Raw genomic sequence first — 25,533 nt, 5'->3', positions numbered from 1 at the left:
CATGACCCCTCCTCTCCTCCGGTGCAAGAGGAGGGGGATGGCCCAGCTTCCCCGATTCCTCAAGCTATAATGATTCGCATCGTGCCATGGATGGCATGATAGGATCACACGGATGAAGACCCGACCCCGGAAGCCGACTACGGCAGGGCGTCAGCGCGCTGCTGCTCCCAGCCACCGCGTTGCGGACCTGTGGGGTGTGGTCCTGCTCGCCCTAGGGATCACCATCGGCATCGCCCTTTGGACCGCGGACGCCGGGCTGTTCGGCTCTGCCATCGGCAGTTTCTTCCAGCTTCTCTTTGGGGTGGGCTCGTGGGGCGTGGCCGCCTATGCGGCGCTCCTAGGTATTGGGTTCATCGCAGGCAAGCGGCACTCCGACCGCCTGCGACTGGGTTGGGGGCTTGGGCTCCTGTTCTTTGCGCTTCTGGGCGCAATCGCAAGAGCGGGCCAGGGCGACTATTTCGACCCGATCGTGGCCGGGGAGTCCGGCGGACTCGTCGGCGCCGTCATTGGCTGGGCCCTTGAAGCCCTTTTGGGAAAGGCCAAGCCCGTGGGTCTTGGCGCGCTCGGCATGGTCGGGCTGGTGCTCTGCTTCCAGATGCCCCTTCACGCGATACTGGGAGCGCTTGCAGAGCGAGCCCAGGCCCTGAAGCTCAAGCCAAAGAAGCAAGCGGGCAAGGTCCCCGCGCGCCCAACCAAACGGCCGTTTGAAAGCCGAGCGGTCGCGCAGGTCCCAGAGTCTGAGTCCGACGAGCAGCCCACCGAACGGCCCAAGCCCAAACCGGTCATTCGGGACCTGGAGCAACCGACGCTCGGAATTGAAACCGACCTTGGCCCGAAAGAGGGCTACACGTTGCCGCCGCTAAGCCTGCTCGATGAGCCCAAGCCCAGGCCCACCCGCTCGCCGCAGGAGATGTCGCAGAACATCCAGATACTGGAATCCACCTTGGAGGAGTTCGGCATCGAGGCCAACGTCGTAGAGGTCGCCACGGGTCCGACCATCACCCGCTATGAGGTTCAGCTTGGCCCCGGCATCAAGGTCAACCGCATCGTGGCGCTGGCCGACAACATGGCGATGAACATGGCCGCGTCGCACGTTCGCGTCGAGGCTCCGATCCCTGGAAAGGCCGCTATCGGCGTCGAAGTGCCAAACGCGCACCGCTCCAGCATCGCGCTGCGCGAGATGCTGGACACCAAGGACTTTCGCGACCACGCCTCTCGACTATGCATTGCCCTCGGCCAAGACGTGGGGGGCGCGAACCGCTTTACCGACCTTTCGAAAATGCCCCACTTGCTGATCGGCGGCGCCACCAACAGCGGCAAGTCCATCGGCCTCGCGTCGCTCATCATGGCGCTCGTCATGCGCAACACGCCCAAGGACGTGCGCCTGGTGCTCGTCGACCCGAAGCGCGTCGAGTTCACGCTCTTCGAGGGGCTGCCACACCTCATGTGCCCAGTGGTCAAGGACGTGAAACAGACTCCCGGCGTCCTGCGGGCGCTCTGGAGGGAGATGGACCGCCGATACGACGTGTTCAGCGATGCCGGGGTCCGAAACATCGAGGGCTGGAACGGCAAGGCGAGCTTCCAGGAGAAGATGCCTTACATCGTACTGGTCATCGACGAGCTCGCCGACCTCATGATCCAAGCCGCCGCAGAGGTTGAGACGAGCATTGCGCGTCTGGCACAGCTTGCCCGCGCGACGGGCATACACCTGGTGGTCGCCACCCAGCGCCCGAGCGTGGACGTCATTACAGGCACCATCAAAGCCAACATCAGCTCGCGAATCGCCTTCTCTGTCACCTCCCAGATCGACTCGAGGACCATCCTCGACTCGGCCGGCGCGGAGAAGCTCATCGGCATGGGCGACATGCTGTTCATGCCGATCGACGCCAGCAAGCCCTCGCGAATCCAGGGTTGCTACGTGTCGGAAAAAGAGATCGAGCGGGTGGTAGGCCACTGGAAGGAACAGGAGAAGCCGCACTACGCTATCGATCCCGCGGCCTTTTCGGCGTCCGAGGGACAGAGGGACGGAGGAACCAGAGGCGGCGACGACGAGGGCCCCGACGCCCTTTGGGAAGACACGGTTCGATGGGTGGTCAACCGAGGCGAGGCCAGTACGAGCATGCTTCAGCGCAAGTTCAGCATCGGTTTTCAGCGGGCTTCGCGGCTCCTCGACACCATGGAAGAGCGCGGGATCGTGGGTCCGCGAGACGGCCCAAGGCCTCGAGAAGTGCTCATCAGCGCCTCTGAGGTGGAGGGCTACTTGAGCGGCGTGCCGATGCGGTACGACACGGGCCCAACGCCCGACGACGAGGATTTTGGGGCGTAGGGAAGTACTTACGCACCTCCTTCGCAACGTGCCCCGTGGCAGATCGGATAACTCCATCTCGACAAACATGGACGACCGGCAATCCCTACTCGGATTCCCATATTGGCGGCGTCACAGTCAGGAGGCGCAGACTCAATGGTCTAGTGCTATGAAGAGACTGACAGCCTTGGCTATCGCCCTTTCCACCGCAGTTGTCGCCTGCGCTGTACCGTCGGCTTACCTCTTCTCGGGGAGGATGTCGGGGAGCCTTGGGGCCTCGGATTTCGAATCTGCCGAGTTCCTGATCAAAGTCACCTCGGATACGACTCTCCTTGTGCTGAACGCCTTTGGCGACCCGGCCTTGCCAGTGGACTCGCCATCGACGATTTGGATCGCGGGGGTGGGTACGGCGACGTTCAGTGACTCCGCCAACTGCTCCGTGTTTTACAACCAGGGCAACTCGATTGTCGGCTTCGGAAAGTTCAACGGCAGTGACTATCTGGACGTACAGACCGCTCTTGGCCCCACCTATGATCTTGCATCGTCGGTCGGACCGATAACTGGCACGGCGCTTTCAGTCGTGGGATTCCAGAATGTTTCGACGAACATGGGGGAGCTCGACGTGATCGCTTCGTCGGTGCCCGAGGCAACCTTCCAGGCCGTCGTACCAGAACCGTCATCGCTGATGTGCGCGGGCCTCGGAGTGGCGTTGCTGCTCCACTTAAAGCGCAGATAGACTCTCCGAGGTTGTCAAACGGGCGTGGTTGGTATGGGCTGGGGCAAGGGCTCAGGGTGCCCCTGAGCCGCGGAATTTGGCGCCTGCAGCTACAATCGTCAGGTGGAGCCGGTGATCGTCGTGGGTGCGGGGGCTGCGGGCCTCATGGCGGCGATTCGAGCTTCAGAGTTGGGTGCGAGCGTCTTGCTCCTTGAGAAGACCCCTCGCGTAGGCACCAAGATCCTGATGTCGGGCGGGGGCAAGTGCAACGTCGCGCACGACGGGCCGCTTGAGGACGTCATCCGCGCCTTCCGGCCCAATGAGGCCAGGTTCCTGCGCCCCGCCTGCTACCGTCTGCCCAACCGGGCCATCATCGAGTTCTTCCGAAGCCGTGGACTGGAGGTGATGACTCGGCCTGATGGGCGGGTGTTTCCGGTCCATCAAACTGCCAAAGACGTGGTTGCCATCCTTTGTCAGGAGCTTCGGAGACGCAGAGTCGAGATGCGGCTGAACTCGCCCGTGACGAACATCCTTCGAGACGATCGCGGCATAAGCGGAGTTCAGACCTTTGAGGGCGCGATCCCAAGCCGGCATGTGGTCCTCGCCGTCGGCGGAAGCTCCTATCCGAAGTCGGGTACGACGGGCGACGGTTGGGCCTGGGCCAAGGCGCTTGGCCACACGATCGTCCCCGTCCGGGCGGCTCTGGCGCCTTTGAGGCTCGCAGACCGAAAATGGGGCGAATACGCGGGTGTGGCCCTCAGGGACTGCATGTTGAAGGCGCGGCAAGCGGGCAAGGAGATCGTGCGCTGGCGCGGCGACCTGCTCTTCACGCATTCCGGACTCAGCGGGCCCTGCGCACTGGAGTGCAGCCGGTCCATCGCAGAGGCGCAGACAAACGGGGGCGTTCAGGCTGAAGCGGACCTCGCGCCGGATGCGAGCTACGAGGCGCTTGCTTCGGAGTTGCTCGGGGCGGGTGAGCGCAACCCGCAAAGGAGAGTCCTCGGATTCCTGGAGGATTATCTGCCCGAGCGGATGCGAGCCGAAGCGCTGATCCAGGCGGCCGTTCCGCTTGAGCAGGCGTTCAGGGACCTGGACCGAAAATCGCGCAACCGCCTCGTCGAAGCCATGAAGGGGTTCAAGCTAGGCGATGTTGCCGAGGTGATCCTTGAGAAAGGGGAAGTGGTCGCCGGGGGAGTAGCGCTTGATGAAGTGGATCCCCACACGATGGCCTCGAGGAAGTGCCATGGGCTCTATTGCTGCGGAGAGGCATTGGACGTCGCCGGACCCGTGGGCGGCTACAACCTTCAGGCTGCGTTCGCCACGGGCTGGGTGGCCGGCGAAGCGGCGGCAAGGGCTTGGCAGGAGTCGGACGGCGCGGCTCCGAAATGAGCCTCATGCGTATCGGATTTGCCGGGCTCATTCACGGACACGTTTGGGGATTGATCGACCGCTTTGATGAGGACCCCGGTTGGGAGTTGGCAGCGGTAGCCGATCCCACGCCCCTCCTTGAAAAGGCAAAGGACCGGTTCTCGATGAGCTACACCGACTGGCGCGCGATGCTCGATGCCGAGACCCTCGACGGCCTCGTGGTGTGCAGCGACAACCGCGAGTCTGCCGAGATCGCCATCGAAGCGCTGGAGCGCGGAGTCCCCTGTTTCGTCGAGAAAGCAATGGCCGCCGACGGCATCGATGCCCAGCGCATGCTGAAGGCGCAGCGAAAGTCCGGCAAGACCCTTCTCATCAACTGGCCGATTGCCTGGTCGTCCTGGCCATACGAGCTTCACCGGCAACTTCAGGACGTGTCCTTGGGACAGGTGTTCCATTTCCGTTTCCGCACCGGGCACCACGGCCCCAAGGAGATCGGGTGCGACGAGTATTTCGTCGGGTGGCTGTACGACGAACACCGAAACGGCGGCGGTGCAATGGCGGATTTCTGCTGCTATGGCGCGGCCCTTTCGAGGTGGTACTTCGGGAAGCCGAACTCTGTGTTCGCCGTTCGAGGCAACTACACGAAGGCGCCGGGCGAGGTCCCCGACGACCACGCGGTCGTTGTGCTGAAGTACCCCACGATGAACTGCATTATAGAGGGCACCTGGGCCACTTTTGGGTTCGATGAAAGCGCGAACCCGGTGGTCCATGCCAAGAATGGAACGCTGGGCGTCTACGGCAACCAGGTGCGGCGATATGCGGCCGGCATGGAGATGAGGACGTTTGAGGGCGCTGCCCCGCCTGCGAAGAGTCCGGCGCCCTACTTTAGGGAGTGCATCCAGTCTGGCCGTGTTCCCGAGGGTCTCTTGGATCCCGAAGTTGCTGCCGATGCGGCGCGGATTATCGAATTGGCGGTCAAGAGCGCAAGGACGGGATGCGAGGAAAAGTTCTAGCCAAACACCTTCTTCAGAACCTCGAACACGCGTTTCCAGCCGGCCTCGAAGCCCTTCTTGTTGCCCTCGTTGGCGTCCGGTGCCTCCCCTGCTCGCAGGAACCCATGTCCCGCGCCCTCATAGACCACCGGCTCAAAGGTCTTCTTCAGCTCCTTCATCGCGGCCTCGGTCTCCGGGATCGTCGCGTTGATGCGGTTGTCGTTGCCGCCATAGAACCCGTAGACCGGGGCAGTGATGTTGGCGAGAGCTTCCTTGGCGGGCGGCGGACCGTAGAAGACGAGCGCGGCGCTGAGGTCTGCCTGGTTCGTGGCGAAGCGAAAGCTCTGGCCGCCTCCCCAGCAGAAGCCCATGACGGCGGTCTTGCCGTTCGAGGAAGGCAGCAACTTGCCATAGGCAGCGACCGCCTTCAGGTCGGCGGTGATCTGGTCTGGCGGCAAGCCCGAAATAGCCTCGCGCAACGCGCCGGAGTCCTTAAAGTCCGTGGTGCGCCCACCGCCTGGCGCCATGCCCGAGAGCAGATCCGGGGCGATGGCGATGTACCCGGCTTCCGCCAAACGGTCGGCCACGTCGATGATCCAGTCGGTATGCCCGAAAATCTCGTGAATGACGATGACGACGGGCGCCTTGTCCTTGACCTCCGGGTAGGCGACCAGACTGCTCACCTTCCTGCTTCCGGCGTCGATCTTGACCCATTCCAGATGCCTAGGGGATTTCTCGACCCGGGCCTTGGCCCAGTCCTGAGCGCCTGAAAGCGAGCCGACAGCGAGCAATGCGAAGAGGGCGCCAGAGCGGAGGGTCCATGCGCTTCTGGTCGGGTAAACAGGTTTCATATACAAGGAAGTATAGATGACCACTCTGCCGATTTCAGACGCCGCGCCACACCTTTCCCCGAATTGATCACAGGCTTGGGAACTGCCGGCGCAGGTCAGCCGTTATGAGGTACCGAGCCGACACTGGGGAACCTAACCCGGACCCCTGGTATACTCTCGCGGACTTCACAGAAGAGGGAGGCCACCCGCTTTGGGCGCTGCCATTGAAATAAAGAATTTAACAAAATCCTACAAGTCTCGTGCTGGAAGGGTCAACGTCGTCGACAACTTGAACCTGACCGTTGAAGAGGGCGAGATCTTTGGGTTCCTGGGCCCGAACGGCGCCGGGAAGACGACGACCATCAAGATGCTGCTCGGCATCATCTACCCCACCTCCGGCGAGGCGTTCGTGCTCGACAAAGAGGTGGGCGATATGGACGTTCACAGGGTCATCAGCTACCTTCCCGAGCGGCCCTATTACTACGAGCACATGACCGGCATGGAACTGCTCAAGTTTTATGCCTCGCTCTTCGGAATCAGCGACAACGAAAAGTGCCTGCAGCTGCTGGAGAAAGTAAACCTCCACAACGACATGCACAAGACGCTCAACCAGTACTCAAAGGGTATGCAGCAGCGCGTCGGATTGGCGCAGAGCCTCCTAAACGATCCCAAACTGCTGTTCCTCGACGAGCCGACCGCGGGCCTGGACCCGATCGCGCACACCGAAATCCGCGACCTGATCCTCCAGTTCCGCGACGAGGGACGCACGGTGTTCATCTCCAGCCACGAGTTGAGCGAAGTCGAGCGCATTTGCGACCGAGTCGCAATCATCAACAAGGGCAAGCTCGAAAAGATGGGCAGCCTGGACGACCTCCTGCGGGGAGGCCGAATCGAGATCATTGCCGAGGGCGTGGCCCGCGAAGTCGCCGACGCCATGAAGCTTCCCGACACGCTGATTTCGCTTCACGACGGCCGTCTGATCATCGACATGCCGGAGACCGAGGACGCGGGAAGCGTACTCGACGCCCTTAGGAAGGCCAAGGGCAAGATCATCAGCATGATTCCTCGCCGCAGAAGGCTGGAAGACCTCTTCGTAGAGGCCGTTCGAACCAAGGGAGACACCAAGAATTGAAGCCGATCGTCTCTATAGCCACCACCACGCTCGGCGAGGCCATTCGCCGGCGCGTGCTGCTCGTCATCCTACTGGCGGGTCTTTTGCTGCTCTCGATCTTGCCGGGCATGTCCGTGCTCTCGACCCGTGGGCAGACCTCGAACCTGATCAGCACGATGTTCTTCGTGATTCAGGGCACCAGCGTGCTCATATCGATCGTGCTCACTGTGTACATGATCCCGAACGAGATCGAACGCAGAACCATTTACACGATCCTCTGCAAGCCGGTGTCCCGCTGGCAATTCTTGCTTGGGAAGTACTTCGGCGCGGTGCTCTCGGTGGGCTTGATGATGGGCCTGATGACGCTCGTCTCGCTGGCGCTGTTCTACATCCAGTTGAGGCCGTCGCCCTCAGCGCTCGTGGAGCTCGTTCAGGGCCCGCTCATGTTCTTCGTTCAGATGTGCCTGCTGACGGCGGTGACCATCTTCTTCTCGACGTTCGCCTCGCCGCTGGTCAATTTCTTCCTCTCCACAGGCATCTACCTGATGGGGACCACGCTGTCGACACTGTATGACTCGTTCACGAAGAACCCAGAAACGCATCCGGTGGTGAAGAGCGCCGCAAACGTCATCACGATGATCCTGCCCAACTTCAGCCTGTACAACGTCTCGAACCCGCTGGTCCACTCGGAGGTCAAGGTGCAAAACACCCTGACGTACTACGTCAATGCGGCGGGGTACGGGATCATCTACGTGGCTGCGCTTCTGATCGCGGGCATGCTGATCTTCGACAAGAGGGAGGTCTGACGGTGCTTTCGAAGAAGAAGCTGCTCGGTGCGATTGCTGTTCTCATGGTGCTTCAGGGCGCGTTCAGCAATTTCGTGGTGATGCCGCGCTACATCAAGGACTTCCTTCCCAAAACCTCCAGTTCGGGAGGCTCAGCGCTGAGCTCGGAGCTGATGTTCCTGCAGCTTTTTGGGTTCCGCGAGTTCCTTGCAGGCATTCTTTGGGTCCGGGGAGACACCTACTTCGAGAGCGGCGACTATGATGCGATCTTGCCGATCATCCGCATGGTCACCTGGCTCGATCCGCACTACGTGGACGTCTACGCGACAGGCATGTGGCACCTGGGCTACAACTTCACCGACGAAGAGAGCCGCTCAGACCGCCGCTACATCCCTTACGCGCTGGCTCTTGGAAAGGAAGGCGCGGAGAACAACTCGGACACGTACGAGATGTTCTTTGAGACCGGCTGGATGTGGTTCAACAAAGTGGACGACGACTACGAGAACGCGGTCAAGTGGTTCAACGAAGCCAACAAGCGCGAAGACATGCTGAACGCCCGCCGCAACTTGCAGGCCGTGGCGCTTCAGCGGGCGGGCGACCTGAAGGGCGCCATCGACTGGTACGGCGACTTGCTCAAAAAGGCGGAGACGCTCTGGAAGGAAACCGCCGATTACGCGGCGCGTACGAACCGGGACACCATCGAGGGCAACCTCGACAACCTTCTGGTCCGGCTTTCCACGCGCGGTACCTTGGCGCAGGAGCGCAACGACGGGAGCTACGACAAATTCCCTTACGACACCAAGCCGCCCTTCGACGTGGGCTTTAGCGTCCAGGCGGTCGTGGAAGAGTCTCGTGTCGTGCGTGTTTCAGGCACCTGGAACGTGTTGCCGGTCGGTACGCGAATCCGGTTCGTCTTGAGGGACGCCGACTTCCCGCGCGCCAAAGAGGCGGGCATGGAATGGGACTATTCGAAGGAGGTGATTCTCGATCCTCCCAAGGGCCTCACATGGATGCAAGACGGGCTGTTTGTGAAACACCAGCAGTTCAACCGCAAGATCGACATGAGCCGTGACCCCACGATGTACCCCTGCGTGTCGAAGGAGTACTACCTCGAGTTCTATTACAACCCCAGGAGCGCCGCCGCGCATATCCAGGACAAGTTCGGATGGAACGGCGAGGGCATGACGGACAAGAACTTCCTGAGGGAGGACATCCGGCCAGGAACGCGCGTGGTGTTTGCCCGGCTCAAGCTCACGAAGGACCAGCTCCTGCGCCAGGGCGAATGGCTCGACAAGACGCCGGTGGTGGCTACCGCGAACTACATCCCGATCAAAACGCAGAACACCTCGACCGGCGAGCTGATCGTGGTGCCAGGGCTGCGAGCCGACAAGCCGGGCGGCGTGATCCCTCGGCCCGGACCCGAGACGGGTGGCGCGGCCAACAAGAAATGAGGTCTCCTCGCTAAAGCGAATCGGCCCGGCGAGTCTCTCGCCGGGCCGATTCGCTTTCTGGGGTGAAGCATGCCCGCTGGGGACTGTCGCGAGGTGCTGTCCTGGCGCTCGGGGACCCCAAGTCCTGAACCGAAGTCACCCAGGCGAGACGCCTGGGTGACGTAGACTGAGGCTCCCGGGCCGCTGGCTTGCACGGTCCGCGCAGAGTTACCCGGGCGGGAAGCCCAAGGCAGTCAACTTGGGAGCCACCTCTTCCCGGCGGGGAGAGGTCGGTGGGCGGGCGAATCGTAGATCCCGCGCTTTGCGGGACCGGGTGAGGGGATCCGGGCGGCCTTCACGAAACCGCAATGGGCGAGACGCCTGGTTTAGGCCCCTTTCAAGAGTCGCCCTATCGGCGGCCGCCCCTGGGGGCGACTGCCCGAAAGAGCGCCGAATCCAGTCCAGATTTCTGTCCGCCTGGAGGCGCCCATTTCAGGTTCAGTACGAGAGCCTGGGAGCCCTGGAAGAATCCGACTCGCACGGTGTGAAAGCCCTTGCGCAGGGCTACCTGCCCCGAGCGCTCTGTTGGAGGGTGGATCCCATCGTTGTTGACCACTGGCTTGCCGTCGACCCAGAGGACACTCCCGTCATCCGATTCGAGGAAGAACGTGTAGATCCCGTCGGCTGGGGCGCTCAGGTAGCCGGTGAACTCGAGGGCGAAGTCGAAGTCCCGCTTCCGGAGTTCGAGGCCAACGCGTTTAGCAACGCCGGAAGCGGCGGGCGTCATCGCGGAGAATTCGGGAATCCGCAGCCACGTGCCCTCGAAGTAGCGGACGTCCACCCCCGCTTCCACCGTTGGCGCCGGGCTCAAAGCGTCGAGGTAGGGCTCCTTGCGGAAGGTCCGGCTGACAGATTCGCTCGCAACGCCGTTGGGGTACAGCGCAACCGCGCGAAGGCGCGTTGTAGCCGCGATCTCGATGGGGCCGGCGTAGCGGCTGGAATGGGCCGTAGGCAGGCTCCCGTCCCGTGTAAAGAAGAGCGCAGCGCCCTTCACGGGGTCCTTGAAGGCAGCCGTGGTTCGCTCGGTAAAGACCGTCGGCGTGTCGATGAACACCGGCGGCGGGACGTAGTAGCGCACGCCCATCCCGAAGAGCCGCCGCAGGTGCGGGTCGATACGCTTCTCAAAGTCGTCCCAAACGCGCTTCTCGCGCGGGCTCCAGAGCACTTCCGAGAGCGCCGAGAGCCTGGGAAATGCCTGCCGATCCCAACGTCCTTGAGGGATGCGCTCGGACCAGAGATTGCCTTCGCCCCCCAAGATGAACTTGGCCCCCGACGCTTCGAGTTCGGCCGGCATCGGCTCGAACGAGTAGACCCTCTCCAGGGTCGTGGACTCGTTCGGGGCGTCGAGATAGCAGTGGCTCGTCGGCGACATGATCACGTCGTGCCCCGCTCGAGCGGCGGCGATCCCACCAGCAAAGCTTCGCCACGATTGAACCGTCGCCCCAGGGGAGAGCCCGCCCTCGAGGATCTCATCCCACCCGATTAGCCGCTTGCCCCGCGACGTAAGGAACTTGTCGATCCGCTTAATGAACCAACTCTGGAGTTCGTGCTCGCCGGCGAGTCCCTCGGCCTTCATGCGCGCTTGGCACTTGGCGCACGCCTGCCAGCGCTGCTTCGGCACCTCATCCCCGCCAATGTGAATGTATGTGCCAGGAAAGAGGTCGATGACCTCGTTGAGCACGTCTTGAAGGAACTCGAAAACCTTGTCGTTCCCCGCGCAATACACGTCGGAGTACACCCCCCACTCGTTGCCCACTTGGAACGGACCTCCCGTGCAGGAAAGCTCCGGGAAGGTGGCCAGCGCCGCCAGGGCGTGGCCGGGCATCTCGATCTCGGGAACGATGGCCACCCGGCGCGCTGCGGCGTAAGCCACGATCTCCTTGATCTCGGCCTGCGTATAGAAACCGCCGTACTTTCCAGATTCTTTGAGTTGGCCAGGATCGGGATGGACCGCTCTCAGACCGGTCTCAATCGGCAAGGGGTCGCCGACCTGGTCGTTGCCGGACGCCTGGCGAAATGCACCGACCTCGGTGAGTTTGGGGTACTTCTTGATCTCGATGCGCCAACCCTGATCCTCGGTGAGGTGCCAGTGCAGCACGTTCATCTTGTGGTAGGCGAGCAGGTCGATCGCCCGCTTCACGAAGTCCTTGGAATAGAAGTGGCGGCACGAATCGAGCAGCATGCCCCGCCAACGGTAGCGGGGCCAATCGCGGACCGAAATGCCGGGAATCTGCCACGAGGCCCTGGGTTTGCCCTCCTCAAACTCGGGCGGCAAGAGCTGCCTCAGGCTCTGAATACCTCGTGCCAGCCCCGTATCCGTTGGCGCACGCACCAGCGCCGAATTGGCGGTTACCTTGAGTTCGTAGCCTTCCTCGCCCAGGGTCAAGTCCGCGCCTGAAGTCGTCAACGTGATCGCGCCGGGAGGCGGAGGGTTCACGGCGCCGACGTGGACCTTGGGCGTTTCCCCCAGCCCGGTCTTCAGCGATTCGGCAAGGGTGTAGGCCACGCCATAAGCGCCAGACTCGTTGGCCGCAACAACGATCGGCGTGTCCTTGGCCAGCTTGAAGGAACCTTCAGCGCGATCCCATTGCACGGGCTCCGGAACGATGGCGATTGGGGCCACCTCATCAGGGGGCGCCACAGCTCCATACCCCATTGCCAACGCGACAAGAACAGAGAGACCCACCATGCTTCACCGACCGGATTCGAAAGAGTATGCCCTGCTTCGGTAATATGCCGTTGGATAGCGGCACGCCCTGGGCGTGCCGAACTGAGGGAACACCATGAAATCCGCTTCGCTGAGCCTGCTGGCCGCCGCTCTTTTCGTCTTCACCGTCATTGGATGCTCGGGCGGAGCGCCCAAGATCATCGAGAAGGAGGCAGGACCACCGGAAGACGGGAGGGAAGCTGCCATCACCGGTGTGACCGGCGAAGTGAAGTGCGGCGCGTGGACGATCCTCGACACCCGCACCGACCTCACCGACCGTGCACGGGCCAAGCAGAACGTTGAGGACGCGCTGACCGCCAACTCCGACCTCGGATGCCTGGTGGGCCTCTGGAGCTATAACGGTCCGGCGATCCTGAGTGCCGTCCAAGGGCAAAACAAGGTGGGCAAGGTCCAGATCGTGGCGTTCGACGAAGAGGCCGACACCCTTCAGGGAATCTTGGATGGGGCGATCCTGGGCACGGTCGTGCAGCAGCCGTTTGAGTTTGGCTACCAATCGGTCAAGCTGCTGGCCTCGCTGGCAAAGGGCGACAAAACCGGCATCCCGGCGAACGGTGTGATGGACATCCCGATTCAAATCCTGAAGAAGGGAGACGTCGAGGGCTTTAAGGGCCAACTTGCCGAGCGGCTGAAGAGCGGGGAGACGTCGCCGACTGCCAAAGTGGGCGCTGCGAGCTTTGCCTTTGTCACCAACAACGCCTCAGACTTCTGGAAAATCGCCCGCGCAGGGGTGAACAAGGCCGTGGGTGAGCTTGGCGTGAATGTGGACTTCAGGATGCCTGCGGACGGCACTCCAACCGAGCAGCAGCGCATCGTCGAAGACCTGATTACGAGGAAAATCAGCGGCATGGCCATCAGCCCGGTGGACCCGAAGAACCAGGTCGACATGCTGAACAAGGCCTGCGATGTGATGAGCGTGGTCACCCAGGACAGCGACGCCCCCGCCAGCAAGCGGCTTTGCTACATCGGCACCAACAACTATCGTGCGGGCCGCGCGGCGGGCAAGCTGATCAAGGAAGCCCTGCCCAACGGCGGCAAGCTGATGCTGTTCGTGGGCAAGATCGACGCACAGAACGCAATGGAGCGCCAGGCCGGCATCATCGACGAGCTGAGTGGCAAGCCCGAGAAGTGACCGTGAGTCCATCCCGCTCCGAGATCGCTCAGCCGGCGAGCCTTCGCGAAGACCCGTTGAGGGGCAGGGTTCTGCAGTGGTGGCACCTCTTGCGAGGTGCGGGCGTTGGAGTGAACCCGCCAAGGGTTTCGCTTCGCTCAACCCCTGGCTACTCTCTTCTGACCCCGTTGGGGTCACCAGAGACTGGAATGGGGTGGCGTCGAACCAGGGGTTTCGCTTCGCTCAACCCCTGGCACCTCTCTGAGATCCCTTTGGGATCTGCCAGAACCGGTATAGCGCAGACGTCCCGTCCGGGTGATGTTGGCTCAGCGACGGCCGTTTCCGCGCGCCAATGCAGCGTTCGTAGGCATTCGTCTTCGGGATCAGCCCCCTTCGGGCTTTGTGGGAGTGCAGATCTATGAAGCGAGTGGCGGGCATCTTCGGCATTCTGGTGGCCGTGGTGATGCTCACCGCGCTCAAGAACCCTCAGTTTCTGGAAGTCGGCAACCTCTCGAACATCGCGCGGTGGACCGGACTTTACGGCCTCTTGACCATCGGCGCGGCGTTCGTCATCATCACCGGCGGCATCGACCTTTCGATCGGGTCGGTGGTGGGCCTCACTGGGGTGCTGCTGCCGATGCTGCTCGTAGGGAGCGGCTGGCCGGTGCTTCCGGCGCTGCTGGCCGTCTTGGGCCTGGCGCTCTTCATTGGGTGGCTCCACGGGGTGCTGATCACCAAGGTTCGGGTCCAGCCGTTCATCGTCACGCTGTGTGGGCTGTTCGTCTACCGGGGTCTGGCGCGCTACATCACGGGCGATGCCACGCAGGGGTATGGAACCGGTTATGACGGCCTCAAACTGCTCGCGAAGGGGGCGCCGTTCGGCGTTCCGATGCCTTTTGTGCTGCTGATCGGTACGGCACTCTTGGCGGGCTGGGTGCTGAACTTCTCGGTGTTCGGCAGGCACCTCTTTGCCGTGGGCGGCAACGAGGAGGCCGCGCGCTACAGCGGGGTGAACACCGATCGCACCGTAACGATGACCTATATGATCAGCGCACTCTTGGCGGGGATAGGCGGGATCATCTTCGGATTGGACGTGAACTCCGTCCAGCCCAGCGGCCACGGCAACTTCTATGAGCTCTACGCGATTGCTGGGGCAGTGCTGGGCGGGTGCAGCCTGAGAGGTGGGACGGGCACGATTTTGGGTGTGCTGATCGGCACGGCGATCGTGAGGGTGCTCTATAACGCCATCAACATCCTGGGTATCGCCACGCAGCTGGAGTTTGCGGTGATCGGATTGGTGATTCTCCTCGGCGTGATCGGCGACGAGACGGTGAAGCGTCTGGGCGCGCGCAGAGCCGCGCGCATCTAGGTCCACCCTCTGATTTCCGCAGCAAATGGCTCAGCGTATGGCATGTAGTTTCAGAACATTCTGAAATTCTATGCCATAATTGTCTTATGAGGAACACAGGCCAACGACTCTGGGGTCGAGCGAGACCCGCCGTCGTGGGTGGCGTCATTGGCTTCTTGCTTTTCGTACTCGGCGTGCTCTGGTACCGCCGGTACGACGCGACGCTTTTCCTCGGCATCCCTTTCGTCGCCGGCGCCATTGCCATCGGGCTTGCGGAGGGCGCGCCCCTTTCCCTATCGCGCTCCGTGATGTACGGGCTTGCGCCACTCCCCGTGATGGGTGTTCTCGCCCAAGCGACAGGCTTCGAGGGAGCGGCTTGCATCCTGATCGGCGGCGCCATCATAGCAATTCCAGCGATTGCCGTTGGAGTGCTGCTCTATCTGATCACTGAGTCCGGCAAGAAGCGCCGACGGCGCGGGCCGATGGCGCTCATTCCAACCGGCTTGCTTCTTGGAGTCTGGCAATTTGGTGCTCCCGAGCCCAGCCCTCAGGAGATCGCGGTCACCACACGAGTCCACATCTCAGCATCGGCCAATTCCGTTTGGCAGGTCATTTCTGGCGACCTCACGGTGCCCTTGCCCGCCGACCTCGGCGCGGCCATCCAGCTCGCCAGCCCGGTCGAGACCAAGATGCACGGGCGAGGCAAGGGGGCCATTCGGAAGTGCACTTTGACCTCCGGAACGTGCGTCCAGCGCGTCACCGATTGGCGGCCGGGTCAAGGGATGGCGTTCGAGGTTTTGCAGAGCCCGCCGGTGATGAAAGAAACCAACATCTGGGGAGACATCCGCCCACCCCACCTGGAGCACTCGGTCGAATCGACGCGCGGTGAGTTCCGCATTGTGCCGGACGCAATGGGCGGCGTCTGGCTCGAACGCACGACATGGTACACGCTCGACATGGGTCCGCGAGCCTATTGGCAGGCGATCTGGACGTGGTCGGTCGACCGCTCCCATCGGCTGGTGCTGGAAAGGGTCCAACAACTGGCCGAGGCCCAGTCTCAGCCCCCGACCAACTGCGCCAGCAGATCTTCTGATAGCATCGCCAGGAACCCTTCCTCGTCATAGACCGGAACCTTGTGCTCCTCGGCCTTCGCCAGCTTGCTACCGGCGCCGGGGCCCGCCACCAGGAACGCCGTGTTCTTGCTCACGCTCCCGGCGGCCTTGCCGCCGAGCCGGATCACCAAGTCTTCGGCCGCCTCACGCGAAAAGCGCTCCAGCTTGCCAGTGAACACGATCGTCTGCCCGGCAAAGAGGTCGCTCACGACAGCCTCCGGCTCACTCGGGGCCACGCCCAACTCCAGAAGACGATCCAAAAGCTGTTGGTTCTCGGTTTCCTCGAACCACTCCTGAATCTCGCCGGCCGTGCGCGGGCCGATGTCTTGGACTTCGAGAAGCGCCTCATAGTCGGCCGTTCGGAGCGCATCGAGCGAGCGGAAGTGCCGCGCCAGGTCCTTAGCGCCCTTCTCCCCCACGAACCGAATGCCAAGCGCGAACAGGAACCGGTCGAGGGGGCGGGTCTTGGCTGTCTCGATGGCGGAAAGCAGGTTCGAGATGCTGAGCTCGCCCATGCCTTCCAGCCCTTCCAGCCGCTCTCGCTTCTCCTTGAGTTCAAATACGCTGGGCAGGTCGGTGAGCAGCCCCTCCTCGAGGAATCGAAGAATGGATTTGTCCCCCAGCCCCTCGATGTCGAGCGCGGTGCGGGAGGCGAAGTGGCGGAGCTTGGCGGCGACCTGCGCCGGGCACGCTTTGTTGGTGCATCGGGCGATCACCTCACCTGGGCGGTGGGCGATCGGCGCCTGACACTCGGGGCATTCGGTGGGCTCCTCAGGAATTGGGGGGTTGCCTACCCGCTTTTCCAGCACCGGCCCTACCACCTCGGGGATCACGTCGCCGGCGCGCTGCACGATGACAGTGTCGCCCTCCCGAACGTCCTTTCGGCGAAGGTCCTCGATGTTGTGCAGCGTCGCGCGAGAGACCGTCACGCCCCCGACGAACACGGGTTCCAGGTCGGCGACCGGGGTGACCGCGCCGGTCCGCCCGACGCTCCAGAAGATCGAGTTCAGCTTGGTCAGCGCCTGCTCGGCGGCGAACTTGTAGGCGATGGCCCACCGTGGGCCGCGCGCCGTGCTCCCCAGGGCATCCTGGAGGTCCAGATCGTTGACTTTGATCACGACGCCGTCGATGCCGAACGGCAGGTTCGGGCGCATCGCTTCGACCTCGTGGATGAACTCCAGCAACCCCGCGATTCCCTTCACGCAATGCGCCTCTTGCCGGACCGCGAACCCCAAATCTGCGAGGGTCTGCAGAGTGCCCGACTGCGTCGGCGCAAGCCTAGGTCCAGCCCCCTGGCTGTAGGCGAGAAAGGTGAGGTTTCGCTTGGCGGTGATGCGGCTGTCTTTCTGGCGCATGGCCCCCGAAGCGGCGTTTCGAGGGTTTACGAACACCTGCTGTCCCGCCGCCGCAAGCTCGCGGTTGGCGGCCTCGAAGGCGTCCTTGAACATGACCACTTCGCCGCGGATTTCGAGGAGGCCAGGGACAGAGGAACGGAGGGACGGAGGGACGGTGGTCCCTAAGTCCACTTGTCCCTCGGTTCCTAGCTCTCCGAGTCCCTGAGTTCCTGAGTCCCTGAGTCCCTCGTTCCCTAGTTCTTCCAGTCCCTTTGTCCCTGCGTCCCTGTGTCCCTCCGTCCCCAATCTCAAAGGAATCGACCGGATCGTCTTGGCATTCGGCGTCACGACCTCTCCGGTGACGCCGTCGCCGCGGGTTGTCGCGGTTTCGAGCACACCGCCGACGTAGGTTAGTGAGAGCGAGAGCCCGTCGAACTTCAACTCGGCGTAGTATTCGATCTCGTCTTCGGTCCCGAGAGCCTTGCGAACACGCTCGTCAAACGCGCGGACCTCCTCATCGCCAAAGGCGTTGTCCAGCGAGAGCATCGGGGCGGCGTGACGATGGCTTGGAAAGGCACCGGCGGCAAGGGTTCCCACGCGCTGGGTGGGACTGTCCGGAGTTTTCAGATCTGGGTGGGCGGATTCGATTTCGACGAGCTCGCGAAAGAGATGATCGAACTCGGTGTCCGAGATTTCCGGCCGCTCGAGCACATAGTACAGGTGGTTGTGGCGCTCGATCTCCGCACGCAGATAGGCGGCTCGCTCAGCGGGGCTCATGGGGCAAGAGAATACCGAAGCGCAACCCTCCGCAAGGGGGCAGAGTCGGAAGGTCGAACCTACTCCTCCGCAGCGCTGTTCAAAATCTCTTCAGCCACGAGGATCGGAGCGTCGAAGCGCACCGCAAGCGCGATGGCATCGGAGGGCCTGGAGTCGATCTCCATCTCTTCATCGCCCTTCAGGAGCAGGATCTTGGCGTAATAGATCCCGTTCCAAAGGTCGTCGATGACGACCTTGCTCACGCGCGCGCCAAGGCGCTCACAGACGGTCTTGACCAGATCGTGGGTCAGCGGGCGGTCTGGCGGGGAGTCGTCGAGCCCCATCGAGATGGACTGTGCCTCGGGTTCGCCGATCAAGATCGGCAACCGGCGTTCGCCCTCGACCAGCAGCACGAACCGGGAGACCTGTCCTCCGCTCTCGACGACGTAAACGCCATCCACGCGGACCCGGATGAGTTCGCCCATCTGGCTGGAATCACGATCGGCAGGCAAATAGGCCTGCGGAAAGAACGAGGGTGGCTCGTCCAGATTCCCGTGATCTCCGTTACCAGGAAGCTCTTCCGGCATGAAGTGAATGTACCTCCAGAGGGGTTTCCGTTGGAGGTGGGCTGCGCCAAATCGAAGCCGGACCCAGAGTGCCTATCGTCGGCGCCGTCTGAGGCCGACGGCAAACAAGCCAAGAACCATCCAACTCGCCACCTCCGGCACCGGAGTGATCCGAACCGAAAAGTGGTGGTAGACCCCGGGTACGCCATATGTGGCTGACCACAGGAAGCGCGCCGACGCGCTTACGCCGCTGATCGATCCCCACGGTCCGGTGCCGTTGGGGCCGTAGTCCGTCGGTATGAGGTCGTTGATTCCCCAGCCCGTCGTGCTCAACCCCCAGTAGACGGTGTCTGTGTCCAGCGTCTGTCCGCCGTTGTCGAACTGAAATCCGGCATCGGAGAGGCTTAGGCTGGCGATCATGGCAGACGAAGCGCCATAGATGTCCCAACCCATCACATGCAAGTAATTGGTGACGTTCGGGGTTAACGCCGTTGAACCGGTTTCGACCGAGGGCCACCAATTGTCGTCCGTCACGAACTGCGTACCCTGAACGGAGTCGTTTGTGGAGATGTAGGCCGCAAAGGCGTCATCGCAGGTACCGGTGAAATTCAGGTTGGTTGCGCTCGCGATCGTGGAGACGCCAACGGCAATCCCGAGCCCAAAGACGCGTGTGTTCATAGCTCTCTTTCTTGAGCGTGCCGTTGCACACCCAATAGAAGTCCGCTAATGAACGCCGGAATGTGACATGTGTCTACGCCGTGGGCTTCAAGCGTTGTACGACCCCGTCCAAGAACGCCTGGTTGTTCGGCGAGCGCTTGAGCAGTTTGATGAGGTTATCGGTCGCCTCCCAGCTGTTTTGCTGGTTCGCGAGCAGCCGGTGAAGCTGGACCACGCCCTCGAGCTCGTCCTTGTGGAAGAGCTTCTCTTCATGTCGGGTGGAGCTGCGTCGCACGTCCACGGCGGGCCAGATGCGGCGCTCGGCGAGGTCGCGGTCGAGCACGATTTCGCTGTTGCCGGTGCCCTTGAATTCTTCAAAGATGGCGTCGTCCATCTTGGAGCCCGTGTCGATCAGCGCAGTGGCGATGACCGTCAGCGAGCCGCCCTCTTCGATGTTCCGCGCCGAACCGAAGAACCGCCTTGGCCGATAGAGCGCCGAGGGGTCGAGACCACCGGAGAGCGTGCGTCCTGAAGGGTTGATCGTCAGGTTGCTGGCGCGCGAGAAGCGGGTCAGCGAGTCCAAGAGGATGACCACATCTCGGCCGCTCTCCACGAGTCGCTTTGCCTGCTCTAGACATAGCTCGGCGACGCGCATATGGTTCTCGGCGGGCTCGTCGAAGGTGCTGCTGATGACCTGGCCGCGTACAGAGCGCCGGAAATCGGTGACTTCTTCGGGCCGCTCGTCCACCAGCAGGACCATCAAATAGATCTCCGGGTGGTTGGTGGTGATTGAGTTGGCAATGGTTTTGAGGATTGTGGTCTTGCCGGCCTTGGGGGGCGAGACGATCACGCAGCGCTGGCCCTTGCCGATGGGGGAAATGAGGTCGATAACTCGGGCGAGGATGTTCTCCGCTCCGGTCTCCATCTTGATGCGAGCATCGGGGTGAAGAGGCGTCAGGTCGTCGAAGTTGCGCCGACGCTGCATCTCTTCCGATTGCGTTGCATTGCCGTTCACGCTCTCCACGCGGAGCATGCCTTGGTACTTTTCTCCCTCCTTGGGAGGCCGGACTTGGCCGAAAACCATGTCGCCGCCGCGAAGCCCAAAGCGTTTGGCCTGCGATTGGGACACATACACGTCGCCGGGCGAGGGCACGTAGTTCTCGCGGCGCAGGAAGCCCCAGCCATCCTGCATGACTTCGAGGATGCCGCGGGCGTAGAGCGCCCCAAAGTCGGAGTTGGCCTGGATCAGCAGCGCTTCGAGCACTTTGCTGCGCTCGGAGGTGAGCTCGATCTTGGCCTTCTTGGCCATCTTCGCCAGGTCGGCCGGCGACATCTGGTCGAGCTGGTTGTAATCGAGCTCGGGAAGAAGCTCCAGATCGGATTGGGAGTCGAGCTTGGGCAGGCCCTCGCGTTGGCGTGAACGATGGCGGCGCTGTCCAGCTCCGCCGTCGCCTTTTCGTGGACGGAATGTGTGCGACATGATGGTCTTGATTGGTGTGAGATTCAATGGGCCGGTAGAAGGTCCCAGCCCGAATCAGAAAAGGAAGTCTGGAGGCCTACTCTTCGCGCAAAACCGCGATGTAGGGCAGATTGCGATACCGCTCTGCGTAGTCCAGCCCGTATCCTACCACAAATTCGTTCGGTATCTCGAATCCAACATATTCTATCGGCGCGTGGGCCACGCGGGCTTCAGGTTTGGTGAGCAAAGAGACGACTTTTAGGGTCTTTGGGTGGCGTGTTCCGAGCAAGTCGCGAAGGTGACTGAGCGTGAGGCCCGTGTCCACGATGTCCTCCACGATCAGCACGTTTTTGCCCTCGATGTTCACGTCCAGGTCCTTGACGATCTGGACCACGCCGGTCGAGCTCTTTCCGCTGCCATAGCTGGACACCTGGACAAAGTCGAGCGTGAAGTTCAGTCCCAATTCTAGCGATAGGTCGGTCAGGAAGTAGACGCAGCCCTTGAGCACACCTACGAGCAGCACGGGGTCGTCCCCATAGTCGTTCTTGATTTGGTGGGCAAGGTCTTTGATCTTGCCTTGGATCTCGGCTGAAGTGAGTAGGACGTCGTGGGGCATGGGGAGGTCTGAGGTTACCCGTCAGGCGCTTCGTTGCTTGCGGCGCGACGACTTCGCTATGCCTACGTCGTGCGCTTCGACAAGTGCATCCTCGTTGTGGACGAGGAGACAGGAGCCTCGATCGGCGGGAAGCGCAAGGCAAGGTAAGGTGCCTGGTAGGCGTGCGTAAGTACACTCTGTTCTTCGTTGTCCTGGTGTTGCTGGCTGCCGGCTCGATCCCGGTTTCTAACCGGCTTCGGGCGCTTGCCGAAGAGCGGCACGCCGAAGCTGTGGCGCTCCCTGCCGCCAAGCAGTTCTTGGCTCGGTGGGGACTACCAGATCTTTCGCGGTGGGCTTCCATTAGGGTGATGGACCGGAACCACCAAGGAAAGGTGTTCGTCGTGCTTCTCCAAGACGAATCCGGAGTGCAGGCGTCCCTGATGGCGACTCCAGAGTTCGGCATTGCGTCCGCCACGTTGCCGCCACTTGAACATCAAGCATGCACCGAATCCGGGCCGCTTAGCGAGCAGTTCGCCAGGGCGCTCCTTGAGCCTTATGTCGGCAAGCAAGTTGCGTCCAGGGCCACGATCAGAGGATATAGCGCGGGACCAGAACCGCTTTTTGGTGGCCGTTTCACCCCTAATGGGAGTCCGTACTACCGCATCAATTTCCTATGGCCTGGGAGGGGTGAATCGTGGATGGCCGAGTTCGACGGAGAAACACGCAAGCTCAATAGGTGTTTTGGCGCCGCGCTTAGGGCACAGCCGCCGGAACCACAAGCGAAAAAGCCGTCCTGACGATGTTCGCTGAATCCACGCTTCGAAAGAGCTAACGAGCATTGCTTGCGTGGGATCAGGGCCGCTCGTTCAACTTGGGCACGCCGATGAGCCGCGACATCAGTTCATCCTCAACGCAGAGGAGCGTCATGAATGCGTCCACCAGCAACCCCTCATAGCCGTGGCAGGTCCCGTCCCAGGCGCGCCAGTCCTTCGACTGCCCATTCGGCCCAAACCCCATGAAGTTGCCCTCGGCATAGCCCTGAAGCATGGGAAGGAACACCCGCCGTGCATCTTCGATCCGCCCAAGCTGGTAGAGCGCCCGGACCGTGAAGAAGGCATAGCACCCCGTCGCGCCACCATTCTCATAGATCTGAAAAGCGTCCGAGCCGTCGTCCAGGCTGGGCTCTCCAACGCCGATCGCCCCGGCCCAATCGTGCTTGACGTAGTCGCCCTTGGGAACAGGGATCAGGTTGCCCGGGAGACCCAGATCGAACCGGTTGAACCCCACAGCCTTCATCTTGGCCAGCAGCACGTCCATCGCCTTGTTTCCCTGCTCAGGGGTTAGCAGACCATAGGCCACGGCGATGCCCTGGACGAAGGGGAACGCATAGTCGTGCCGTTGCCCGTCCTTGCTTCGCCATCCCGCAAGGAGGCCGGTCTTGGGGTTCAGGAAGGTGGCATGGTAGCTTGCTTTGAGCTTGACGGCGAAAGCCGTCGCGGAAGCAGCCTCGTCCTTGTGCCCGAGCCGTCTAGCGAGTTCGGCGAGCAGGACAGAGGCGCGATAAGCCAGCGCATTCGCATAGGCGTCCTCGTGCCCGAAGTTGATGCAATCCCACCAGTTCGAGGGGCGGTTCGAGGGAACGGGTCGATCGCCGAAGTTCCCGGTCCGCGGGTATTCAACCAGGCCGTTGCCGTCGCGGTCCCCGGCCATCATCTCCTTAGCCCAGGAAGAGATTGTCGCAAAGCTGGCTTTGGCCCAGGTCGTGTCGCGCTCGGCTTTCGCCACTTCGCACGCGGCGATGAGGAGGCTTGGGTAGGTGTCGAGCGAATCGTAAGGGGTGGCCCAGCCCACGATGTCGGCGTCGGATCCGGTGGACCCATACCCGCGCAGCCCGTAGCCCTTCTCGCCGGCGAGATAGCGGTCTACGGTCGCCTTGACCAGGTCCATGGCGCGCAGGCCGGGGACGAGTTCGGGGGCCTTTTTGGCGACCTCAGCGAGCATGTAGACGGTGAACGGCACCGCGTCGCTGGACGCGTTGTTGCACAGCATTCGGAACCTTGGGTTGAGCTGGAAGATGTTCAGATAGCCCCGCTTGAAGCCGTCGAACAGGGGACCGTCCGCGCCCTTCCAGTTTGGGAAAATGCAGGTGGCATCAAGGGTGTAGCTCACCTTCTTTTGGCCAACGGTCGCGGCCGGAAAGGCAATCGAGACATAGGGCTCCGGCTTGACATAGCGCCTGGCGTCATAGGGCAGCGCGCCCTGGCCCTTGATGCGAATCGAGCCCTGGTCTGGCAAGTGCAGCACACAGGGAAGCTGGACCGCGCGGCTGTCAGGAGCCATCAGCCCGAGTAGCGTGGCATGGTTGGCCTTCTGGCGAAACCGAAGCTCAAAAGGGCGGTTCACCGGAGATCCCTGGACAAAGTTCGAGCGCAGCGTCAGGATTCGCCCTTTCAATGAGACCGTCCAGGCGGCGTAGCCTTTGGAGTCGGCATAGACGGCCATGGACGGGTTCACCCAGGTGAGCTTCAGGGTGCTCTCGGGTTCCTCGCTCGGCAAACAGGCCCCATCCCCATAGCGCCCCTTGCCCAGGCCGTCAATCGCGAGCTTCTCGAACCGGGGCCTTATTGGATCGAGCGCGAGGTCGAAGAAGGGACTGGTAAGGCGAGGTATCTGCGATAGTGAGGGACCGGTCATGGGGGCTCCCGAAGCCGCAAGAAGGCATAGCGCCGCGCAAAGCATGGATCCCATTTCGGCGAGACGGGTGGTGATCCCTGCCGGGGGGAGCTAGGGAGATGAAGGGATGAAGAGATGAAGTAAGAGGGCATGGGCTGTCAGAGTTTCATGAACCGTGCGAACAGGAACTGCTGGACGGTGTCAAACGGCGTCCGGTGTTCATGAATCAGGCTCTCCACAAGTTCAAACCCAGGCCCCATTTCCCCCACGAGTGAGGCCTCCGAGACCCTCTGGACCTGCAGGCCGCTGCACGACTCCGGTCCCTCAGGCCCAAACGCTCCCAACACCGCGAAGCCGCCCTTCATCAACGACTCCGAAAGAAGCTGGAAATACGCCCGCCGCGATTCCGGTTCGACCAAGAAATGAAACACCGCCCGGTCGTGCCAGAGCGTCAGCGAACCCGGCTCCAGCGGCGCATCAAAGACGTCAGATTCGATCCAGCGAACTTGAGAGGCCCGGTCCCCCAGCCTTCGCCGCACGATGGCAAGCGCCGCGCCAGAGACGTCCAGAACAGATAGCCTGCTAAAACCATGGTCGAGCAGCGCATCCACCAGGCGCGAGGCCCCGCCTCCGACCTCCAAGATCGGCGCCTCGAGAGGTAGGCCGCAACGCAGGATCAGCGAAAGTGAGGGCTCGGGCTCCACCTGATACCAACTCACGTCCTCCGGCGCATTTCGCCCATAGACCTCCTCCCAATGGCGCTTGATCTCGCTCACACCGCTATGGTAGCTCCGGCGACCCCCCTCCTTGTTTTCGCACAGCGAAGACAAGGAGGGGGGTTTTGGGGTGGAGACTCCGGGCGAGCTCCGAAGCTCCTTGTTGTCGCCGGCTATCGGATTTCTCGCAAAGCCGCCTATACGCAAAGAAACGCAAAGTCCGGAACCCCCAAACCCTGAACCCCGAACCCCTTCGCCCCCATTGCGCTAACATTCACCCATGTCCCGCCCCCGCACCAGGCCGCTCGGCCAGATCACGGTCGTCTGCGGCAGCATGTTCGCCGGCAAGAGCGAGGAGCTGATCCGGCTGGCACGGCGTGCGCTCTATGCCAAGAAGAGGGTGCAGGTCTTCAAGCCCAGCATCGACACCCGCTACGACGAGATGATGGTGGTCACGCACATGGGCGTCAAGCACGAGGCCGTGCCGGTGCGGAACGTCCGTGAACTGGCGGACAAGATCGACAAGGATACGCAGGTCGTCTGCATCGAAGAGGCTCAGTTCTTCGATCCCTCGCTGACCGATCTCGTCGTCCGGCTCGCCGACTTGGGAAAGGAGGTCATCTGCGCGGGGCTGGACCAGGACTTTCGACGAAAGCCGTTCGGCCCGATGGGGGCGCTGATGGTGGCGGCGGACGAGGTGATCAAGCTGCGGGCGATCTGCATGAAGTGCGGCGCACCGGCCAGCCACACCTACCGCCAAATCGACGGCAAGCCCGCGCATGTGGACGACCCGACCGTGCTGATCGGCGCGACCGAAGCCTACGAAGCACGCTGCCGCAACTGCTTCGAGCTCCGTGGCCAAGGGCGGAAGGGCTGAGACGGTGA

General features: G+C 62.3%; 21 protein-coding genes. 12 read left to right on the top strand and 9 right to left on the bottom strand.

What is annotated here, in order from left to right:
- The first annotated feature begins 112 nt into the window (after positions 1-112).
- The 4 genes from HZC36_16000 to HZC36_15985 all read left to right on the top strand — a co-directional run bounded on the left by HZC36_16000 (position 113) and on the right by HZC36_15985 (position 5,401).
- The gene (locus HZC36_16000; protein ID MBI5708487.1) at positions 113-2,326 is read left to right on the top strand and encodes a DNA translocase FtsK 4TM domain-containing protein; all 2,214 of its coding nucleotides are present in this window, start codon (positions 113-115) and stop codon (positions 2,324-2,326) included.
- A gap of 148 nt (positions 2,327-2,474) precedes the next feature.
- Entirely contained in the window at positions 2,475-3,041 is a 567-nt protein-coding gene (locus HZC36_15995; GenBank protein ID MBI5708486.1) for a PEP-CTERM sorting domain-containing protein, read from the top strand.
- 102 nt (positions 3,042-3,143) lie between these two features.
- Entirely contained in the window at positions 3,144-4,409 is a 1,266-nt protein-coding gene (locus tag HZC36_15990) for an aminoacetone oxidase family FAD-binding enzyme (protein MBI5708485.1), read from the top strand.
- A gap of 5 nt (positions 4,410-4,414) precedes the next feature.
- On the top strand, positions 4,415-5,401 hold the full coding sequence (locus HZC36_15985) for a Gfo/Idh/MocA family oxidoreductase (GenBank protein ID MBI5708484.1): 987 nt from the start codon (positions 4,415-4,417) through the stop codon (positions 5,399-5,401).
- Here HZC36_15985 and HZC36_15980 read toward each other — a convergent pair.
- Positions 5,398-6,231, bottom strand: a complete 834-nt coding sequence (locus HZC36_15980) for a dienelactone hydrolase family protein (protein MBI5708483.1) — start codon at positions 6,229-6,231, stop codon at positions 5,398-5,400. The two genes, HZC36_15985 and HZC36_15980, sit on opposite strands and share 4 nt — an antisense overlap.
- Before the next feature lie 268 nt (positions 6,232-6,499).
- On the opposite strand from HZC36_15980, the gene HZC36_15975 reads away from it, so the two are divergent.
- From HZC36_15975 to HZC36_15965, 3 genes are read left to right on the top strand one after another with little or no spacing between them, the layout of a single operon-like run.
- On the top strand, positions 6,500-7,342 hold the full coding sequence (locus HZC36_15975; GenBank protein ID MBI5708482.1) for an ABC transporter ATP-binding protein: 843 nt from the start codon (positions 6,500-6,502) through the stop codon (positions 7,340-7,342).
- Positions 7,339-8,127 (top strand): ABC transporter permease, encoded by a 789-nt coding sequence (locus HZC36_15970; protein MBI5708481.1) that lies wholly within the window; start codon positions 7,339-7,341, stop codon positions 8,125-8,127. The genes HZC36_15975 and HZC36_15970 overlap by 4 nt, the downstream gene beginning before the upstream one ends.
- A 2-nt stretch (positions 8,128-8,129) precedes the next feature.
- Positions 8,130-9,557, top strand: a complete 1,428-nt coding sequence (locus HZC36_15965) for a hypothetical protein (protein MBI5708480.1) — start codon at positions 8,130-8,132, stop codon at positions 9,555-9,557.
- 388 nt (positions 9,558-9,945) lie between these two features.
- Here the strand turns inward: HZC36_15965 and HZC36_15960 are convergent, their stop codons facing one another.
- Complete coding sequence (locus HZC36_15960) at positions 9,946-12,285, bottom strand: family 20 glycosylhydrolase (protein ID MBI5708479.1); 2,340 nt, start codon at positions 12,283-12,285, stop codon at positions 9,946-9,948.
- A gap of 94 nt (positions 12,286-12,379) precedes the next feature.
- Here HZC36_15960 and HZC36_15955 point away from each other — a divergent pair, with 94 nt between their 5' ends.
- The 3 genes from HZC36_15955 to HZC36_15945 all read left to right on the top strand — a co-directional run bounded on the left by HZC36_15955 (position 12,380) and on the right by HZC36_15945 (position 15,904).
- Positions 12,380-13,453, top strand: coding sequence for a substrate-binding domain-containing protein (locus tag HZC36_15955; GenBank protein ID MBI5708478.1), 1,074 nt, complete (start codon positions 12,380-12,382; stop codon positions 13,451-13,453).
- Positions 13,454-13,850: 397 nt separating this feature from the next.
- The gene (locus HZC36_15950) at positions 13,851-14,801 is read left to right on the top strand and encodes an ABC transporter permease (protein ID MBI5708477.1); all 951 of its coding nucleotides are present in this window, start codon (positions 13,851-13,853) and stop codon (positions 14,799-14,801) included.
- 86 nt (positions 14,802-14,887) lie between these two features.
- Positions 14,888-15,904 (top strand): hypothetical protein, encoded by a 1,017-nt coding sequence (locus tag HZC36_15945; protein MBI5708476.1) that lies wholly within the window; start codon positions 14,888-14,890, stop codon positions 15,902-15,904.
- On the opposite strand, the gene ligA is transcribed toward HZC36_15945, so the two are convergent.
- From ligA to hpt, 5 genes are all read right to left on the bottom strand, one after another.
- Positions 15,838-18,003: an NAD-dependent DNA ligase LigA gene (ligA, locus tag HZC36_15940; protein MBI5708475.1), complete on the bottom strand. Its 2,166-nt coding sequence runs from the start codon at positions 18,001-18,003 to the stop codon at positions 15,838-15,840. The genes HZC36_15945 and ligA overlap by 67 nt on opposite strands.
- A 59-nt stretch (positions 18,004-18,062) precedes the next feature.
- Positions 18,063-18,569, bottom strand: a complete 507-nt coding sequence (locus tag HZC36_15935) for a bifunctional nuclease family protein (GenBank protein ID MBI5708474.1) — start codon at positions 18,567-18,569, stop codon at positions 18,063-18,065.
- A gap of 72 nt (positions 18,570-18,641) precedes the next feature.
- Entirely contained in the window at positions 18,642-19,226 is a 585-nt protein-coding gene (locus HZC36_15930) for a hypothetical protein (GenBank protein ID MBI5708473.1), read from the bottom strand.
- 73 nt (positions 19,227-19,299) lie between these two features.
- Entirely contained in the window at positions 19,300-20,685 is a 1,386-nt protein-coding gene (rho, locus tag HZC36_15925) for a transcription termination factor Rho (GenBank protein ID MBI5708472.1), read from the bottom strand.
- A 76-nt stretch (positions 20,686-20,761) separates the two neighbouring features.
- Complete coding sequence (gene hpt, locus HZC36_15920) at positions 20,762-21,280, bottom strand: hypoxanthine phosphoribosyltransferase (GenBank protein ID MBI5708471.1); 519 nt, start codon at positions 21,278-21,280, stop codon at positions 20,762-20,764.
- Positions 21,281-21,441: 161 nt separating this feature from the next.
- Here hpt and HZC36_15915 point away from each other — a divergent pair, with 161 nt between their 5' ends.
- The gene (locus tag HZC36_15915) at positions 21,442-22,056 is read left to right on the top strand and encodes a hypothetical protein (protein ID MBI5708470.1); all 615 of its coding nucleotides are present in this window, start codon (positions 21,442-21,444) and stop codon (positions 22,054-22,056) included.
- A 55-nt stretch (positions 22,057-22,111) separates the two neighbouring features.
- On the opposite strand, the gene HZC36_15910 is transcribed toward HZC36_15915, so the two are convergent.
- On the bottom strand, positions 22,112-23,953 hold the full coding sequence (locus HZC36_15910) for a hypothetical protein (protein MBI5708469.1): 1,842 nt from the start codon (positions 23,951-23,953) through the stop codon (positions 22,112-22,114).
- Positions 23,954-24,090: 137 nt separating this feature from the next.
- Complete coding sequence (locus HZC36_15905; GenBank protein ID MBI5708468.1) at positions 24,091-24,708, bottom strand: class I SAM-dependent methyltransferase; 618 nt, start codon at positions 24,706-24,708, stop codon at positions 24,091-24,093.
- A gap of 220 nt (positions 24,709-24,928) precedes the next feature.
- Between HZC36_15905 and HZC36_15900 the strand changes: the two genes are divergently transcribed.
- A complete protein-coding gene (locus HZC36_15900; GenBank protein MBI5708467.1) occupies positions 24,929-25,525 on the top strand; it encodes a thymidine kinase in 597 nt (198 codons plus the stop codon).
- Positions 25,526-25,533 lie beyond the last annotated feature (8 nt).

The organism is Armatimonadota bacterium, from assembly GCA_016223145.1.
Lineage (GTDB): Bacteria > Armatimonadota > Fimbriimonadia > Fimbriimonadales > Fimbriimonadaceae > Nitrosymbiomonas.
This window is presented reverse-complemented; position numbering and strand designations above follow the sequence as displayed.